We start from the raw sequence: 17,199 nt of genomic DNA on the forward strand, positions 1-17,199 counted from the left end.
TCCCGCCAGGACTGTCCTCGGGCATGTGCCGCTCACCTCGCTTCCGTTTCGTGGCCCCGGCCGCCGGACGCGGCCCTTTGATCAGGGCTGATCGACTCTACACCCGGCCATGGGGCTGTCCGAGGCGGTGAGCCGGACGACACACCTTCGCGCGTCGCCCGGCTCGACCGCGGTTAGCTCGCCGCCAGCACCGGATCGAACGGGGCCACGTCCGGCTGGAAGACCAGTCCGGGCGGCGGCGCCTTTAGGTCGATCAGGTAGTCGGCGGCGACGTCGTCCACGCCCTGCGAGTCACCGAGGATGCAGTGCCCGTGCGCGTCGACCGAGACCAGCCGCGCGTTGCCGAGCTGGCCGGCCATCCGCCGGGAGAACTCGTACTGGGTGGCCGGGTCGTAGTAGTTGCCGACCACCAGCACCGGTGTCTCGGTCTTGGCGTTCCACGGCCCGGTGTAGGGCTCTTCCTCGCCGGGCCACACCGGGCAGGCCGCCGCGTCGGCGAACGCCTGCGACCGGCCGAAGGTGCGCGACTCCTTCTCCCACCGCGCGGCGATCTCGGGCAGCTTGCCCTGCTTGTGCTTGAACGCCTTGTCCGAGCAGTTCACCGCGAAGTACGAATCGTCCGCGGTGTACGGGGTGTCCGGCCGCACGTCGTACCGGTGCCGCGTGCTCGGCGCGGTCAGCGTGGGCAGGTCGGCCGCCGCCACGGCCTTCGTGGCCGGCGGGTGCAGCACCTCATACACCGACTGCAGGTTCTCGCCGAGCTCCGAGAACTCGGAGAAGTTGTACAGCGCGCTGCCGACCCCACCGGTGAACTCGTGGATGGTCAGCAAGCCACCGGCGGGCAGCGGGATCGGCTGCTTGCGGAGGTGTTCGCGGATCTCGTCGAACTTCTGCCGCGGATCGCCGGGGCTGAACGCGCACTTCGGCCCGGCTTCCTTGCACTCGGTGAGGAAGGCGCTCAGTGAGATTTCGAAGCCGCGCGCGCGTTCCCGGTCGTACTGCAGGCCGTCGCTCGTGCGCAGTTCCGGATCCACGTTGCCGTCCAGCACCAGCGCACGGGTGGTTTCCGGGAACATGTTCGCGTAGGTGGCGCCGATCAGCGTGCCGTAGGAGAAGCCGATGTAGGTCAGCTTCCGGTCTCCGGCCGCGGCGCGCAGCAGGTCGAGGTCACGGACCACGTCCCGAGTGGACATGTGGTCAAGCAGGCTGCTCGCGTTGCGGTCGCAGAAGCCGGCGTAGTCGCGGTAGGCGGCGAGCGAGTCCGACATCTCGGTCCGGGTGATCGGCACGGACACCTGCTTGGCGAACACCTCGGCCTCGTCCTCGGCGGTGGTGAAGCAGCGCAGCGGGTTGCTGCCGCCGACCCCGCGCGGGTCGAAGCCGACGAGGTCGAACCGGTCCAGCAGCTCCGGTTCGAGGAAGCGGTCCGCGCTGATCGGCATGCGCAGGCCCGAGCCGCCGGGTCCGCCGGGGTTGAGGAAGAGCGAACCGATCTTCGCCGCGGGCTGGCGGGCGTGCCGTCGCAGCAGCGAGATGTCGATGGTGCCGAGTGCGGCGTTGTCGTGGTCGATCGGCACCCGGTAGTAGGCGCAGCTGAAGTTCTGGTGCTGGGCGGGCGGCACGCCGACCAGCGTCGAGGCCGGGCACGCCGTCCAGTTGACCGGCGCGGTGGCCCCCACCGTCGCCGGTTCCGGTGCCCGCACCGGCGCGGCCCCGGCTGTCGCGGGCAGCCCGGCCACCGCGAACGCCGCCACCACCGCACCGGCGAGCACCTGTCTGCGCACCGGCCCTCCCGTGGAGTGGAACACGAGTCCTCCCTTCGCCGTCACCAGCGAGCGGAGGATGCCACGGGAGGGACCGGCGTGGCGCCGTCCGAATCGGTTAACTCATTTCCTGTCGGCCGCGGCCAGCGTCAGGCTGAAGAGGCCTTCGGCGTCGGTCCACCGCTCCGCCACGTCGAACCCGGCGGCGGCCAGTTCGGCGGCCAGGCCTTCCGGCCGGAACTTCGCCGAGATCTCGGTGCGCACGTGCTCACCCGCGGCGAAGCGGACCTCCACGTCGGCCCCCGGGATCCGGACGACCTGCTCTTCGGTGGCACGCAACCACATTTCGATCCATTCGTCCTCGGCGTTCCAGTGCGACACGTGCTCGAAGGCGTCGACGTCGAAATCGGCGCCGAGCCGCTCGTTGATCACGCGCAGCACGTTGCGGTTGAACTCGGCGGTCACGCCCGCGGCGTCGTCGTAGGCGCGTTCCAGCCGCTCGGGCTCCTTCACCAGGTCGGCCCCGAGCAGCAGCCACTCCCCCGGCTCCAGCACGTCGCGCACCGAGCGCAGGAACTTCGCGCGTTCGGCGGGCAGGAAGTTGCCGATGGTGCCACCGAGGAAGGCCACCACCCGCGGGGACCCGCCCGGCAGCAGGTCCAGGTGCTCGGTGAAGTCGCCGACCACGCCGCGCACGGCGAGCTTCGGGTACTCGGCGGCGATCGCCTCGGTGGCTTCGGCCAGCGCCGCGCCGGAAACGTCCAGTGGCACGAACGTTTCCAGCGTGCCGTGCGCGGTCAGCGCGTCGAGCAGCAAGCGGGTCTTCTCACTCGACCCCGACCCCAGCTCCACCAGGGTGCGCGCGCCGGTGGCCCGCGCGATCGCCGGGGCCTGGCCGGCGAGGATCTCCCGCTCGGCCCTGGTCGGGTAGTACTCGGGCAGTGCGGTGATCCTCTCGAACAGCTCACTGCCCGCCGCGTCGTAGAACCACTTGGGCGGCAGCCACTTGCGGGGTGCGCTCAGCCCGGCGCGCACGTCGGCGCGCAGGGCTTCGGTGACGTCGACCGGGCTGTGGTGCTCGGTGAGATCGGGTTCGCTCATGGCGGGTTTTCGCTCCTCAGCAGGGAATCGGGATGATCTCGACCTGACGGCCGCGGACGGTGATCGCGTGCCGTTCGGGCACCGGGGTCCAGCCCGGCCGGTCGTCGCAGGGTTCGGAGGCGACCACCACCCCGGTCTCGGTCACCACATAGGACAGTGCGTGGGTCCACGCGGTACCGACCAGCAGTTCGCCGTCGGTCAGCAGCAGGTTCAGCCGGGACCCGGGCGCGGCCGCCTCGACCTCGCCGACCAGTCCGGTCACCGCGCCCACCGGCTCGGCCCCGTCGCGCAGGCGGGCGGAGAGCACCGCCCACAGCAGCACCGAGTCGGTCGGCGCGGGAAGCCGCAGCAGGTCGGCCACCGGCAGCTTCTCCGCCAGCGACACCACCGACTCCGGCCAGTTCCGGACCAGGCCGTTGTGGCTGAACAGCCACCGTCCGTCGCCGAACGGCGCACAGGCCGCCTCGCTCACCGGCATGCCGGCGGTGCCGTTGCGCACCGCCGCGAGGAACGCCGTGGTGCGCAGGGAAGCGGCCAGCGGGCGCAGCCCCTCATCTGTCCACAATGGAGTATGACGCCGGTGCCGGAGCGGCTCGGCGGCCGCCCCGTACCAGCCAAGGCCGAAGCCGTCCGCGTTCACCGTGCCGCCGCCCCGCATGTCCGCCGGGGCGTACGACTGGTGCAGCAGTGAATGCGGCGCCTCGAACAGCAGCTCCGCCGGCGAGCAGGGCTCGCCGACATAACCCACGTGTCGGCACATCGCGCTCAGGCCCGCTCGCCGGTGGTCAGGTCCCTGGCACACCGGAACCCGGAGAAGATCTGCCGCCGGATCGGGTAGTCCCAGTTGCGGAAGGTGCCGCGGATCGCCGCGGCGTCCGTGCCGAACGACCCACCCCGCAGCACCTTGTGCCCCGGCCCGAAGAACACCTCCGAGTACTCGCGGTACGGGAACGCGCGGAAGCCCGGATAGCCGTGGAAGTCGCTGCTCGTCCACTCCCAGACGTCCCCGATCAGCTGGTGCACGCCCAGTGGCGAGGCACCGGCCGGGTACGCGCCCACCGGGGCCGGGCGCAGGTGCCGCTGCCCGAGGTTCGCGTGCTCGGCCGTCGGCTCCTCGTCACCCCACGGGAACCGGCGCGACCGGCCCGACACCGGGTCGAACCGGGCGGCCTTCTCCCACTCGGCCTCGGTCGGCAGCCGCTTGCCCGCCCAGGCCGCGTACGCGGCGGCCTCGTGGAAGGAAACGTGCACCACCGGCTCGTCCTCCGGGATGCGTTCGTGCACCCCGAACCGGACGCGCCACCACTGTCCGCCTTCGCGGCGCCAGAAACGCGGGGCGGCGATGTCGTGCTCGTTGCGGTACGCCCAGCCCTCCTCGCTCCACCAGCGCGGGTCGGCGTACCCGCCGCCGTCGAGGAATTCCAGGTAGGCGCCGTTGGTGACCGGCGTGGTGTCGATGGCGAAAGCGTCCACCGGGGTCTCGTGCGCGGGACGTTCGTTGTCCAGCGCCCACGGCTCGGCCGTGGTGCCCATGACGAACGCACCGGCCGGAACCACCACTTCGGACGGCAGCGCACCGGCGCGGCGGGGTGGCGGCGGCGGGGCGTGCAGCACCGGCTCACCGCGGCGCAACTGGTGCGTGGCCAGCATGGTCTCGTCGTGCTGCTGCTCGTGCTGGGTGATCATGCCGAAGGCGAACGCGTTGCGCTGCAACGCGTTCCCGTCGTCGAGCGGCGCCCTCTCCAGCACGTCGAAGGATTTGTCGCGGACTTCGCGGACGTAGGCGCGGGTTTCGGCGGGGCCGAGCAGCGGCAGGCCGGGGCGGTCCGCTCGCGCGTGCATGAAGGCGTCGTAGATTTCGTCGAGGGCCGGGCGCAGCGGCTCGCGGCCGCCCACGTCACGGACGAGCCAGAGTTCCTCCTGGCTGCCGATGTGCGCGAGATCCCAGACCAGGGGCGACATCAGCTTGGAGTGCTGGCGCACCAGGTCCTCGTCGTCGACGGCATCGGTCAGTGCGGTGCTGCGGGCTCGTGCCCTGGTGAGGGCTTCGGCGGTGTGCGCGCGCAGGTCCTGCGGGCTCAGGTTCAGCAGCGGGTTGTTCTCCGCGGTCGAGGTAGCCACGGGGGTTCACGCCCTTTCCTCTGGGGTAGGCGAAGCTGAGGGGGATGCGGCTCGGTGTTGCACGGCGTCGGCGATCCGGTCGATCACCGGCGGTGCCAGCCCGGTTTCGCCGAGTGCGGCGCAACCGAGGTCGGCCACGGCCTTGGCGGCCGCGGCGATGGCCGGGTCGGCGAGGCCGCGGCCGGCCGCGGCCTCCCAGGCACCGGCGACGGGTTCGCAGAGTTCGCGGGCCTTGTCCACTGTGGAGGGCCGGGCGAGCAGGGCGGCGAGCAGCGCGGTGGCGTCGAGCCAGCCCTGCGCCGGCTGGGCGTCCAGGTACCGGATCTCCAGGTACCCCTGCGGGCGCACCGGGGTGAACAGGGTGGTGAGGTGGTAGTCCAGATCGGCCACCGTGGGCGGGCCGAACACCCCGGCCTCACCCCGGCCTTCGATCCAGTCGGCGAAGGTGAACCGCACCGGCGCGTCCCACGGACCGTCCCGCCGCGGCACCACCATCACCGGCGTGTCCAGCATCCGCCGCCCCCAGTCCGCCGCGGGGTCCGGCGAGGCGGTGGCCGTGAAGGTGCGGGCCCGTTCGGTGGCCATCACCGCGAGCCAGCGAGCCGAGGCGGAGCCGGTGTCCTTTCCCGCGTGCACGCGGGAATTGGCGAACAGGGCCAGCAGCACCGGGCCCAGTTCGTGGACCGCGGCCCAGCGCGCGGGCAGGTGCTCGGCCTCGCCGGTGTCCACGCAGACCTGCAGCCCGGCCGTGCTGCACATCATCGTGGCACCACCGGGACCGTCCGGCGCGAAACGGCGTTCCATGGCGGCGTAGCGGGGGGTCTGCAGGATCCGGCGGGGGGCGCGATGGGCGTCGATGCCCGTGGCGCCCAGTTCCAGCCCGGACCGGGCGAGCAGTTCGGTGAAATAGGCGAGATCGGCGTCGACGACGCCGGCGAGATCGGCGAGGGATTCACTGGGGAGGGCCGAAAGCTCCACTTGGCCGCCGGGTTCGAGACTGACCGGCGAACCGCCCGGCAGCGGCGTGGCCGGGCTGCCGGGATCGAGCGTCACCGGGGTGTGCGGGCCGAGTGCCGCGGCCAGTTCCCCGGGGTCGAGCGGGCGGGACGGGTCGTCCCGGTGGTGCAGGGTGTACTCGAGCTCCACCCCGAGCAGTCTCGGCGGACCGTGCTTGAAGCACACCGACGCGACGTAGGCCTCACCCTCCGCGCGGTCGGAAACCACCCGCGCGGCGAGGTTACCCGTTGCGGGAGAAGGAAAATCTCTGACCGTCGTCATGCCACCTCCGAACTCGATGTCTAGTGGGATCACCAAGATTCGGACGCTACACGCGGGGTCCGACAATCGCAGCCGCCCACGGTGGCGGCGAGGTGAACGCGGGGCGCCGCAGCCGGGCGAAACGGGCGCGGGATCCGCACCAAAACCCCGATTCCGGGCGTGATCGCTACGCCATTCGAGCGAATCTGGCCGGGGTGGCGGCCGGTCAGGGAAGCGTGGTCTCCGTGGCCAGTCCGAGTTCGGCGGCGGCGGCGCGCACGGCGTGGATCACCAGCTGCAACGAGGGCCGCCGCAGCGCGGTGGTGCGGTAGGCGATGGACACCGTCCGCATCAGCGGGCTGGCCAGCGCGACCGTGTCCACACCGGGCGGTCGCAGCATCAGGCCGAGATCGGAGACCAGGGTGACGCCGAGTCCTTTCGCCACCATCGCCATCGCGGTGGCCTGCTCCTCCACCTCGTGGTCGATCTTCGGCTCGAACCCGTGGCGCCGGCAGGCGATCCGGATGGCCCGGCCGAAGTGGCTCTTCGGACTGGCCAGGATCCACGGCTGGTCCGCCAGTTCGAGCAGCGAGATGCTGGCGGCGGGGACGGTACCGGCCGGCACCGCGGCGTGCAGCCGTTCCACCGCCACCACCGCGCGTTCCAGCCCGGGGTCCCACGGCATCGGCGCGTCCGAGTAGTCGATGACGAAGGAGAAGTCGAGCGAACCGTCGCGGACCGCGTCCGCGGTCTCCTCCGGTGCCAGCTCACGCGTGCGCACCTTGATGCCGGGGTGCTCGGCGGCCAGCGCGGTCAGCGCGTGCGGGAGCAGCCCGGAAGCCACCGACGCCCACACCCCCGCGGTGAGCCGGACCGTCACCGACTCCTGGGCCTCCTCGAGCGCCAGTGCCGCGCGCTCGACCGCGCCGAGGATCTCCTCGGCGTGGGAGGTGAGCAGCTTGCCCAGCTCGGTCAGCTGGACGCGCCTGCCGAGCCGTTCGAACAGCTTGGCGCCGACGTCCCGTTCGAGCTGGGCCAGCTGCTGCGAAACGGCCGACGCCGTGTAGTGCAGTGCTCCGGCGGCGGCGGTGACGGTTCCCCGCCGATCCAGCTCCCGGAGCATCCGCAGTCTCTGCAACGAAAACTCCATACACAAACCCTAAACAAAACCGTGCACGATCCTTAACTGGACGCCCGGGCGCCCGGGGCTCACTCTGGACCCGGTAACCCGGAATGCGGCAACGCCCCAGCGCCTTCCTCGTCGCACGACCTTCCAGAACCGAAGCCACACCGGTGGAGTACCGCACCCGAGGGTGGGTCCAAACCGGTGTGTTCGCCGTGCACGCCGGAACCACCTGGGCCCGCCCGCTCGAGAAACAGCTTGGAGGTGGGTCGAGTGAGCACCCAGAACAGCACCGAACCGTTGCTGAGGTTGACCTGGACGGACCCGGTGACCGGTACTCGAGGATTTCTCGTGGTGCACACGCTCGTCTCCGGGCTGGCCACCGGTGGCACGCGGATGCGCCCCGGCTGCACGATGACCGAGGTCGAGGACCTGGCCAGGGGCATGGCGAACAAGACGGCCACGTTCAACCTGCCGGTCGGCGGCGCCAAGGGCGGCATCGACTTCGACCCGAAGGACCCGCGTGCCTTCGACGTGCTCAGCCGGTTCTGCTCGGCGATGCGCCCGTGGCTCGACGCGCACTGGGTGACCGCTGAAGACCTCGGCGTGCCGCAGCACCTGATCGACGAGGTGTTCGCGAGCCTCGGCCTCGAGCAGTCCTACCACGCGGCCATCTCGCGGGCCGCGGATCCGGCGCGCACCCTGCGCCGCGTGCAGACCGGGCTGAACGCACCGGTGCCGGGCGGCCTGCTGCTCGGCGACGTGGTCGGCGGGTACGGCGTCGCGCAGTCCTGCCTCGGCGTCGCGTCGGCATGGGGCTGGGACGCGGCCGAGACCACGGTGGCCATCCAGGGCGTCGGCACCATGGGCGGGGGCGCGGCCTGGTACCTGCACGAAGCGGGCATGCGGGTGACCGCCGTCGCCGACGCGGCAGGCACCCTGTACCACCCCGCGGGCCTGGACGTCCCCGCGTTGCTGGAGTCGCGCGACGCCTACGGGGAGATCGACCGCAGCCAGGTGGCGCCGGACGTGCAGCGGCTGCCGCGCGACGCGGTGCTCGGCATCGAGGCCGACATCTTCGTGCCTGCGGCGATCTCGTACGCAATCACCGAGGACAATGTGGAGCAGGTCGCGGCGAAGGTGGTCGTGGAAGCCGCGAACGCCGCCACCACCGAGGCCGCCGAAGCCACCCTGGTGCTGGCGGGCATCCCGGTGATCCCCGACTTCGTCGCCAACGCCGGTGCCGCCGCCTGGGCGTGGTGGCTGCTGCTGGGCGAGGTCGGCGCGGACCCGGCGGACTCGTTCCTGCGGCTGCGCACCGAGATGCAGTCGAAGGTGGCGCTGCTGCTGGCGCAGTGGAACACCGACCGCCGCCCGCCGCGCGAGACCGGCTGGGAACTCGCGGCGGCGAACCGGGTGGAACGGGCCGCCACCGAGCACCTGACCCCCGTGCTCACCATCCCGTAGTTCTCGTCGGGTCGGGGTTCAGCTACCCGAGCGTGGAGTTCAGCTGCCTGAACGTGGGGTTCGGGTGCCTGAACGTGGGACTCGCCTGAACGCACCTTTCGGGCGAGTCCCACACTCAGGCAGCTGAGTTCCACACTCCTGCAGTTGAACTCCGCACTCCTGCAGTTGAACTCCACACTCGCCGCACGCGGCCCCACTCAGAGCGTCTGCCGGAGGGCGGGGGTGAGGGTGGAGGACAGGGAGCGGAGGGCGGTGGCCAGGGCGGCGGGGGTTGCCGGGGCCACGTGGATTTCGGCTTCCGGGCCGTCCCCGACGGTGTAGTTGAGGTACCGGCCCCAGTCCGTGTCGGCGTAGTGCAGCGGATGCTCGACCCGGGCGTAGCGGCCGACCTCGTCGCGTTTGCCCGCGTACAGCTCACCGGTGCCGTGCACCGGCCGCTGCACGACCTTCACCACGTCGGAGATCGCCTGCGGCGGCGTCCGGCCCTGCTCCTTGCCGCGCGCGGCGTCCTCGAAGTCACGCACCCGCACCGTCTGCGACCGCCCGCCGCCCGCGTACAGCTCGGGCAGTTCGGCGACCAGCGCTTCGGGCAGTTCGTGCTGGCCGACCTCACGGAGGGTGACCCAGGCACCCGAGCGCACGGCGAGCACCCCGAGCATGCCGCGCGAAGCCGCGAGCAGGCCGATGGTCTCGTCGCCGCGCGTCGCCCAGCCGTAGAACTCGATCGACGCCGAGGTCAGCAACGGCAGCAGGTCCAGGAACTCGACCTTGGTCCGGCCGGTGTGGTCGAGCAGCCCGGCCTCGGCGAGCGCCTCGTCGATCTGCCGGGACAGCTCGTCGCGATCGCGGTCGGGGTACCACATCGGCTGCGGTTGCAGGGTGATGTGCAGTTGCCCGGCCCGTTCCCGGCCGACCAGCGCGGCCAGCGCGGCGACCGGGACCACCGTCGGAGCGGTCACTCCCCGATCACCGGGGGCATGGTCCGCTCGTCCGTGCCGAACAGCGCGTCGGGGTCGGCTTCGACCAGCCAGCTCGGCCGCTGGTGCTCTTCGTCCTCGCCACCCTGACCGCGGGCACCGGGCGCGCCGCCCATCGGGCCGCCCGCGCTGCCACCACGGCCCGCGGCCGCCGCGCCACCGCGACCGCCGGCTTCGCCGCCGAGCAGGCCACCCGCACCGGCGCCGCGACCGGCGCCGAGCGAATTGCCCGCACCACGAGCCGCCGCCTCGCCCGCGCCCATGGCACCGCCGGGGCCACCGCCGAGCAGCCGGCCCGCGGCGCTGCCGCCCTGCCGTCCGCCATTGGTCGTGGCCGGATTGCCCGGCCCGGTCGGATTGCTGGTGGGATTGCCCGTCGGGTTGCTCGTGTTCGGGTTGTTGATTAGGCCGACCACCGGGTCACCGGAGCCGGGCTTGCCGGTCGGGACCTTCGGCGGCAGCTTGGTCGTGGTCCCGCCGCCGTCCTTGCCACCCTTGTCACCGCTGGTCGTGGTGCCGCCACCGGTCCCGCCGGTGTCCCCGCCGCCACCAGTGCCACCGGTCCCACCAGTGCCACCGGTTCCGCCAGTGCCCCCGGTCCCGCCGGTGCCACCCGTACCGCCGTTCCCGCCAGTGCCCCCGGTGCCCCCGGTGCCACTGCTGCCGGTCGAGTCGTCGATCTTGCCGGAGCCGGAGCCACCACCACCGCCGGAGCCGCCGCCGGTGTCGTCGCCGTTCTCCCCGTTGCCCTGCCACGGTTCCCGCCAGTTCGGCGGGGTGACCGGGCCGGGGCCGTCGGTCTTCAGCTTCACCGCGGCGCCGTCGGAGGTCAGCAGCTGGTAGTCGGTCGGCAGCGCCTGCTGGGTGCTCTTGCTGATGTCGCTGTACTGGTCCATCGCGCGAACGTTGTTCTCGTTCGCCTCGTTGTGGGCCTGCATGCCCTTCTGGTAGTCGTTGACCTCGTCGGCGGCCATGAAGGGCCCCGCGATCGGGATCGCCGACTTCAGCCCGAGGCTCCAGCCGCTCGGCTTCTCCGGCGCGGGCGGCACCGGCACCACCGCGTTGCTGGTGTGGTCGAACCCGGAAGCCTGCGCCTGCACCGACACCGCGGTGACGTCCAGCGGCACCGCGGTCTCGGCGAACGCGCGCTCCATCGGCCCCGCGCCGGCGTTGGCCGCGTTCGCCCCGTCCCCGGTCCAGGAGGCTTTCATCCGCTCCTGCAGCGACTTGATGCTCTGCGCCCGCTCCTCGAACGAGGAGGACAGCTTCTGCACGTTCTCCGCGGTCAACCGGAGGCGATCGCTGTCGCCGCCCTTGAAGTTGTCGTAGATCGCCTGACCGTCCATGCCGCTCACCTCAGGCGCCCCCTTTCAGCGTGTCGATCACGATCGCGGCGACCCCGGTCGAGTTGTCGCAGGAGTCCTGCGCGCCCTCGTACCCCAGGCTGGTCACCGTGAAGGTCAGGTCGTCGGCGATACCGACGGCGAGCGCGCAGGTGCCGGTGGCCCGGCGATCCGACTGGCCCGCGAAGAAGGCGGGATATCCGCCGATGCCCTCGGTCTGCTCGAGGAAACCCAGCTGGCGGCTCTCTTTGGCCTTCTCCAGCCCGGCGACCCCGCCGATCCCGGCGTCCCGGTTCCCGGTCTGCACCTGGACCGTCATGCCCACGCCCGGCTCGGTGCCACGCCAGTGGCAGCTCGGGCCCGCCAGCACCTTGGCGACGTCGTCCTCGGTCTTCGGCTCGCCCGGCTCGGTGTACCCGAGGCCGGAGAGCTTCGCCTGTGGCGTCAGTTCGCACGGGTTGCCGAGGAACGCGCTCGCGTCGAGCGGGTCCGGGATCGACGGCCCGTCCGGCGGCTGCCCGGTCGAAGAACCCTGGGGCGCGGCGGTTTCCACCGGCCGCGGCTTGCCCCCGGTCTCCCCGGAGCACGCGGCGAGCGAGGCCGCGGTGACCACCAGCAGGACCACAGCTTTCAGCTTGTTCACGCTTGCCCTATTCAGCCGTCTTGAGTGCCTGGGCCTTCGCTTCGTCGGCGGCCACCGTGGCTTCCTTGGCCGCCTTCAGCTTCTTCACGTACTCCTGGGCGTACTTGAGCATCGAGTCGTTCTGCGAGCGCAGCGCCTCGATCGAGTCGACGCCCGCGTTGACGTAGCCGACGCTCGCGTCGTCCGTGGCGGGCGGGGTGAAGCTCCAGGAGATGTCTTCGATGACCTGCGCGTCCTCGACCAGCTTGTCGAGCTCGGCTTCCCAGAGGCCGATGACCGCGTCGAGTTCCTCGGCGTCCATCTCGAAGGAACCGCCCGCTCCACCGGGTGCGGCGGCCGGGGCGCCGGCGGTGGGCAAAGTTCCCCAGACCTTCTGCACCGCGGCGCTGGCCGCACCACCCACGTCGAACATGCCCGCTCTCCCCAGTCCACGAAAATCCAGTCACGAAACCCGGCACGGTGATCATGCCTGTGACGCAGCAGACTAGTGCAGGGTTCCGCCGGGACGGGGGAAATTCGCCGATCCACCAGTCACCCGACAACACAGTACGTACGTACGGATTGCGAAGGCACTACCCCGGGTGACAGGATCGGACGATGCCACGTGTCAGTCAGGACCACCTCGACGCTCGCCGGCGGCAGATCCTTGACGGCGCTCGCGTGTGCTTCGCGCGCTACGGCTACGAGGGTGCCACGGTACGCCGCCTGGAGGAAGCCACCGGACTCTCGCGCGGCGCGATCTTCCACCACTTCCGCGACAAGGAGTCGCTGTTCCTGGCGCTGGCCGAGGACGACGCGGTCCGCATGGCGCAGGTGGTCGCCGACCAGGGCCTGGTGCAGGTGATGCGCGACCTGCTCTCCGAGGGCAGCGCGCACCCGGCGGACTGGCTGGGCACGCGGCTCGAACTGTCCCGCCGCCTGCGCACCGACCCGGAGTTCCGCGCGCGCTGGGCCGAGCGCTCCGACCAGCTCACCCGCGCCACCCGCCAGCGCCTGCTGCGCCAGCACGAAGCGGGCAAGCTGCGGGACGACGTGGACGTCGACGTGCTCACCGCCTTCCTCGAGCTGGTGCTCGAAGGGCTCGTCTCGCACCTCGCCATGGGCCTGCCCGCCGACCACCTCACCCCGGTGCTCGACCTGGTGGAGGAAACCGTGCGCGTGCACCACCGGAACCCTGCGGGTGCCGCGCGGCCGTGATGGACTCGGATCATGGATTTCCTCGACGCACACGCTGAAGCCCTGCGCGGGTTCGACGCCCTCGTCCACCGCATCGGCCGCGACCAGTGGGCCGATCCGACGCCGTGTACCGAGTGGACGGTCCGGGACCTGCTCGGGCACCTGGTGTACGAACAGCTCTGGGCCCCGGACCTGCTCGAAGGCGCCACCACCGAGCAGGTCGGCGACCGCTACGACGGCGACCAGCTCGGTGACCACCCGGTCCGGCGCTGGGAAATCGCGTCGAAGGCCGCGCGGCGGGCCTTCGAGCAGAGCCGCCGCCAGACGGTCCACGTCTCGTCCGGCGAGATCCCGCTCGAGGACTACGGCTGGCAGATGACCGGCGACCTCGCCGTGCACGGCTGGGACCTCGCGGTGGCCATCGGCGCGGAGTACCGCATCGACGACGGACTGGCCGAGGACCTGCTCGCCGAACTGGGCCCGCAGGTGTCCGGCTGGGAAGGCAGCGGCATCTTCGAGGCCCCCGTGGAAGCCGGTGCGGACGCCACGCCGTCGGACCGGCTGGTCGCCCTGCTCGGCCGCGATCCGGGACTCACCCGGGCGAAGCTGTGAGCAGGGACATCCGCCGAGCACTCGCACATTCGGCGGAACCGGCCGGTATCATCCACAAGACGTGACAACCCCTCCCGAGGAGAGATTCTTCCGTGCGCGACGCGCCGTCACCTGGTGACAGTACTAAGCCGGGTGGCAAACCCGGCTTCCCCGATCCCCCGCCCACCGGCCATCGATCCGGCCACCACCGGCAGGCCGGAGCCCGGTGATGGAAATCCTGCTGTCGATCCTCGGCGTGTTGTTCGTGGTGGTGCTGACCATCGGCACCGGCCTCGCCGTCGCCGCCGAATTCTCGCTCACCGCGCTCGAGCGCAGCACCGTCGAAGCCAATGTCCGCCAGGTCGGCGACAAGAAGTCGAAGACGCTGCTGGAAGCCCACCGGACGCTGTCCTTCCAGCTCTCCGGCGCGCAGGTGGCCATCACGCTGACCACGCTGATCACCGGGTACGTGGCCGAGCCGCTGATCGGTGACCTGATCGAGCCGCCGCTGATCGGGCTCGGTCTTTCGCCCGCGGTGGCCGCGGGCACCTCCGTGGTGCTGGCGCTGGTGATCGCCACCTCGCTGTCGATGGTGCTCGGCGAGATGATGCCGAAGAACCTGGCGATCGCCCGGCCACTGCAGACCGGCCGCGCGGTGGCCGGCTACCACTCGCGGTTCTCGAAGACCTTCAAGTGGCTCATCACGATGATGAACAACAGCGCGAACTGGGTGGTGCGCAAGTTCGGCGTCGAGCCGCAGGAGGAACTGCGCTCGGCCCGGTCGCCACAGGAATTGGGCTCGATCGTGCGGGCCAGCGCGGAGAGCGGCACGCTCGACACCGCCACCGCCGAACTGCTCGACAAGTCCCTGCGCTTCGGCGACCGCACCGCGGAGGAACTGATGACCCCGCGCGTGCAGGTCGAGTCGCTCACCGTGGACCAGGCGATCAACGACCTGATCGAGCTGTCCCAGCGCACCGGCTTCTCGCGGTTCCCGGTCTACAACGAGGACCTCGACGACGTCCAGGGCGCGGTGCACGTCAAGCAGGCGTTCACCGTCCGCCAGGCCGAGCGCGAGACCGTGCGGATCGGCTCGGTGATGCGCCCGGTGCCGACCGTGCCCGAGTCGCTGCCCGGTGACGCGCTGCTGAACCGCCTGCGCGACTCGCGCTACCAGCTCGCCATCGTGGTCGACGAGTACGGCGGCACGGCCGGGCTGGTGACCCTGGAGGACGTGGTCGAAGAGATCATCGGCGACGTCCTCGACGAGCACGACGACCGCGAGGAACCGTCGTCACGGCAGCTGGGCACCGACAGCTGGGTGGTTTCCGGGCAGCTGCGGGCCGACGAGGTCCGCGAGATCACCGGTTTCCGCATGCCGGAGGGCGACTACGAGACGATCGCGGGCCTGGTGCTCGAACGCCTCGGCCGCATCCCCGAACCCGGTGACTCCGCCGACGTCGACGACTGGAAGCTCACCGTGACCGCGATGGACCGGCTCCGCATCGCCGAGGTCAGCGTCCGGCCGAGCGTCCGCGAAATCGGCTCCGCCACCGCGGAACCGGCTGTCTCGCACCGGGTGGAGGTGTCCAGGTGAACGACTGGGTGGCCATCTCCCTGATCGGCCTGCTGTTGCTGGCCAACGCTTTCTTCGTGGGCGCGGAGTTCGCGCTCATCTCCTCCCGGCGCGACCGCCTGGAGGCGCTCGCCGAGCAGGGCACCGCACGCGCGCGGATCGTGATCAACGCCAGCAAGCACGTCTCGCAGATGCTGGCGGGCGCGCAGCTCGGCATCACCATCTGTTCCCTGCTGCTGCTCCAGTTCGGTGAGCCCGCGGTGGCCCACCAGCTGGAGGCGGCCTTCGGCGCGATCGGGCTGCCGCTGCCCGGGTACGTGATCCACCCGATCGCGTTCGCCTTCGCGCTGATTGTGATGACCGTCCTGCACGTGCTGATCGGCGAGATGGTGCCGAAGAACCTGGCCATCGCCGACCCGGAGCGGCTGGCGCTGTGGCTGGTGCCGGTGCACGTGGCGTGGGTGAAGCTGGCGAACCCGTTCATCTGGCTGCTGAACACCGTGGCCAACGCGGGGTTGCGGCTGCTCAAGGTGGAGCCGAAGGACGAACTGGAGACCGCCTACACCTCCGCCGAACTCGCCGAACTGCTCAGCGAATCACGCCGGGAGGGGCTGCTGGAGCAGTCCGAGCACCAGCGGCTGAGCCAGACGCTGTCCTCGGTCCGCAAGACCGTGGCGGACGTGCTCGTGCCGGTCGGCGACCTGACCACGCTGCCCGCCACGCCCACCGTCGGCGACGTCGAGCAGGCGGTGTCGAGCACCGGCTTCTCCCGTTTTCCGGTGCTGGACGCCGAAGGCAGGCTTTCGGGCTACATCCACGTCAAGGACATCCTGGACCTGGTCGGCGAACCGGCCGAGACGAAGCTGCCACCGTCGAAGACGCGGGCGCTGAGCCAGGTCTCGGCCGAGGCCAAGCTGGACAGCGCGCTGTCGGTGATGCGCCGCGAACGGGGGCACCTCGCCAGGGCGCTGGACGCGGATGGCACCGTGGTCGGCGTGGTGGCGCTGGAGGACCTGGTCGAGGAATACGTGGGCACCGTGCGGGACGGCACGCACGTGACGGCGTGAGCGAGCCCGTGGTCCTCGCCGAGCCCGAATGGCGGGCTCGCGAGGACGCCCACGTCGCGCGGATGCGGAAGTGGACCGTGCCGCACGCCGAACGCCGTTCCCGCGGTGAGAAGCACCCGGTGCTGGACTTCCTGTTCACCTACTACTCGCACCGGCCGTCGCACGTGGAGCGGTGGCAGCCAGGGTTCGGCGTGGTGCTCGCGGGCGAGGCCGCGAAGCGGTTCCTCGAGCGGCGCGGGTACCACGAGACCGAGGACGGCGTCACGGTCGACCCGGCCGCGTTCACCCCGGCGAGGGAGCGGACCGCGCGGTTCGTCTCCTCGCTGCTGGCGGCCACGGCGTCTCGGCCGGCGCGGCTCAACTGCTTCGGGCTGCACGAGTGGGCGATGGTCTACCGGCAACCGCACGACGAGGTCCGGCACGCCCAGCTGCCGCTGCGGCTGGGCGGTGCCGGGACCGACGAGGTGGTGGAATCACTGGAGGTGCGCTGCGGCCACTTCGACGCGTTCCGCTTCTTCACCCCCGAAGCCGTCCCGCACAACACCCTCTCCCCCGCACGCGACACGCAGCTCGAGTTCGAGCAGCCGGGGTGCCTGCACGCGAACATGGACCTGTTCAAATGGGCCTACAAACTGGGCCCCTTCGTCCCGGCCGAACTGCTCGGCGACTGTTTCGAACTGGCGGCCGACATCCGCGAGCTGGACATGCGCGCCAGTCCTTACGATTTGTCCCCGTTCGGTTACCCAGCGGTGCCGATCGAAACGCCGGCCGGACGGGCCGAATACGCCAGGGCGCAAGGGGCTTTCGCCCGGCGGGCGGCCCCCCTGCGCGCTCGCCTGATCGAGTGCAGCGACACACTATTGTCCGGTTGTACCGTTGCTGGCAGGCTGTGCGACAACTGAGCGTCATCGCATTTCCCGTCCAGATTACGTCTGTTAGAGTGATAACGTTTTGGTTGCATACTGAGAGCGTCTAGGCATCAGACCAGAAAGGC

Annotated in this window: 16 protein-coding genes; 6 read left to right on the top strand and 10 right to left on the bottom strand. The window is 71.0% G+C overall.

The window, feature by feature from the left end; translation table 11 throughout:
* Positions 1-173: 173 nt before the first annotated feature.
* From L3Q67_RS37415 to L3Q67_RS37440, 6 genes are all read right to left on the bottom strand, one after another.
* Positions 174-1,784, bottom strand: coding sequence for an alpha/beta hydrolase (locus L3Q67_RS37415; RefSeq protein WP_499186135.1), 1,611 nt, complete (start codon positions 1,782-1,784; stop codon positions 174-176).
* A 102-nt stretch (positions 1,785-1,886) separates the two neighbouring features.
* The gene (gene egtD / locus L3Q67_RS37420) at positions 1,887-2,864 is read right to left on the bottom strand and encodes an L-histidine N(alpha)-methyltransferase (RefSeq protein ID WP_499186136.1); all 978 of its coding nucleotides are present in this window, start codon (positions 2,862-2,864) and stop codon (positions 1,887-1,889) included.
* Positions 2,865-2,880: 16 nt separating this feature from the next.
* On the bottom strand, positions 2,881-3,624 hold the full coding sequence (gene egtC / locus L3Q67_RS37425) for a class II glutamine amidotransferase domain-containing protein (protein WP_499186137.1): 744 nt from the start codon (positions 3,622-3,624) through the stop codon (positions 2,881-2,883).
* Between the two features lie 5 nt (positions 3,625-3,629).
* Positions 3,630-4,985 (bottom strand): ergothioneine biosynthesis protein EgtB, encoded by a 1,356-nt coding sequence (gene egtB / locus L3Q67_RS37430; protein ID WP_499186138.1) that lies wholly within the window; start codon positions 4,983-4,985, stop codon positions 3,630-3,632.
* Positions 4,986-4,991: 6 nt separating this feature from the next.
* Positions 4,992-6,263 carry a glutamate--cysteine ligase family protein gene (locus L3Q67_RS37435; protein WP_499186139.1) on the bottom strand — a complete coding sequence of 424 codons (1,272 nt, stop codon included), beginning with the start codon at positions 6,261-6,263 and terminating at the stop codon, positions 4,992-4,994.
* Positions 6,264-6,468: 205 nt separating this feature from the next.
* Positions 6,469-7,392, bottom strand: coding sequence for a LysR family transcriptional regulator (locus L3Q67_RS37440; RefSeq protein ID WP_499186140.1), 924 nt, complete (start codon positions 7,390-7,392; stop codon positions 6,469-6,471).
* Between the two features lie 246 nt (positions 7,393-7,638).
* Here L3Q67_RS37440 and L3Q67_RS37445 point away from each other — a divergent pair, with 246 nt between their 5' ends.
* A complete protein-coding gene (locus L3Q67_RS37445; protein WP_499186141.1) occupies positions 7,639-8,832 on the top strand; it encodes a Glu/Leu/Phe/Val dehydrogenase in 1,194 nt (397 codons plus the stop codon).
* Positions 8,833-9,029: 197 nt separating this feature from the next.
* Here L3Q67_RS37445 and L3Q67_RS37450 read toward each other — a convergent pair whose 3' ends face one another.
* Genes L3Q67_RS37450 through L3Q67_RS37465 form a run of 4 tightly spaced genes read right to left on the bottom strand, consistent with a single transcriptional unit; the run spans position 9,030 to position 12,207 of the window.
* On the bottom strand, positions 9,030-9,791 hold the full coding sequence (locus L3Q67_RS37450) for an ESX secretion-associated protein EspG (protein WP_499186142.1): 762 nt from the start codon (positions 9,789-9,791) through the stop codon (positions 9,030-9,032).
* A complete protein-coding gene (locus tag L3Q67_RS37455; RefSeq protein WP_499186143.1) occupies positions 9,788-11,155 on the bottom strand; it encodes a hypothetical protein in 1,368 nt (455 codons plus the stop codon). The genes L3Q67_RS37450 and L3Q67_RS37455 overlap by 4 nt, the downstream gene beginning before the upstream one ends.
* Positions 11,156-11,165: 10 nt before the next feature.
* Complete coding sequence (locus L3Q67_RS37460; protein WP_499186144.1) at positions 11,166-11,795, bottom strand: DUF3558 domain-containing protein; 630 nt, start codon at positions 11,793-11,795, stop codon at positions 11,166-11,168.
* A gap of 7 nt (positions 11,796-11,802) precedes the next feature.
* A complete protein-coding gene (locus tag L3Q67_RS37465; protein WP_499186145.1) occupies positions 11,803-12,207 on the bottom strand; it encodes a hypothetical protein in 405 nt (134 codons plus the stop codon).
* Between the two features lie 185 nt (positions 12,208-12,392).
* Between L3Q67_RS37465 and L3Q67_RS37470 the strand changes: the two genes are divergently transcribed.
* From L3Q67_RS37470 to L3Q67_RS37490, 5 genes are all read left to right on the top strand, one after another.
* Positions 12,393-12,992, top strand: a complete 600-nt coding sequence (locus L3Q67_RS37470; RefSeq protein ID WP_209666376.1) for a TetR/AcrR family transcriptional regulator — start codon at positions 12,393-12,395, stop codon at positions 12,990-12,992.
* Positions 12,993-13,004: 12 nt separating this feature from the next.
* Positions 13,005-13,583, top strand: a complete 579-nt coding sequence (locus tag L3Q67_RS37475) for a DinB family protein (protein WP_499186146.1) — start codon at positions 13,005-13,007, stop codon at positions 13,581-13,583.
* A 208-nt stretch (positions 13,584-13,791) separates the two neighbouring features.
* Complete coding sequence (locus L3Q67_RS37480; RefSeq protein WP_499186147.1) at positions 13,792-15,159, top strand: hemolysin family protein; 1,368 nt, start codon at positions 13,792-13,794, stop codon at positions 15,157-15,159.
* Positions 15,156-16,205 carry a hemolysin family protein gene (locus L3Q67_RS37485; protein ID WP_499186148.1) on the top strand — a complete coding sequence of 350 codons (1,050 nt, stop codon included), beginning with the start codon at positions 15,156-15,158 and terminating at the stop codon, positions 16,203-16,205. The genes L3Q67_RS37480 and L3Q67_RS37485 overlap by 4 nt, the downstream gene beginning before the upstream one ends.
* The gene (locus L3Q67_RS37490; protein WP_499186149.1) at positions 16,202-17,107 is read left to right on the top strand and encodes a 3-methyladenine DNA glycosylase; all 906 of its coding nucleotides are present in this window, start codon (positions 16,202-16,204) and stop codon (positions 17,105-17,107) included. Before L3Q67_RS37485 ends, L3Q67_RS37490 begins: the two co-directional genes overlap by 4 nt.
* The last annotated feature ends 92 nt before the right edge of the window (positions 17,108-17,199 follow it).

The sequence above is a fragment of the Saccharothrix sp. AJ9571 genome, assembly GCF_021725495.1.
Classification (GTDB): domain Bacteria; phylum Actinomycetota; class Actinomycetes; order Mycobacteriales; family Pseudonocardiaceae; genus Amycolatopsis; species Amycolatopsis magusensis.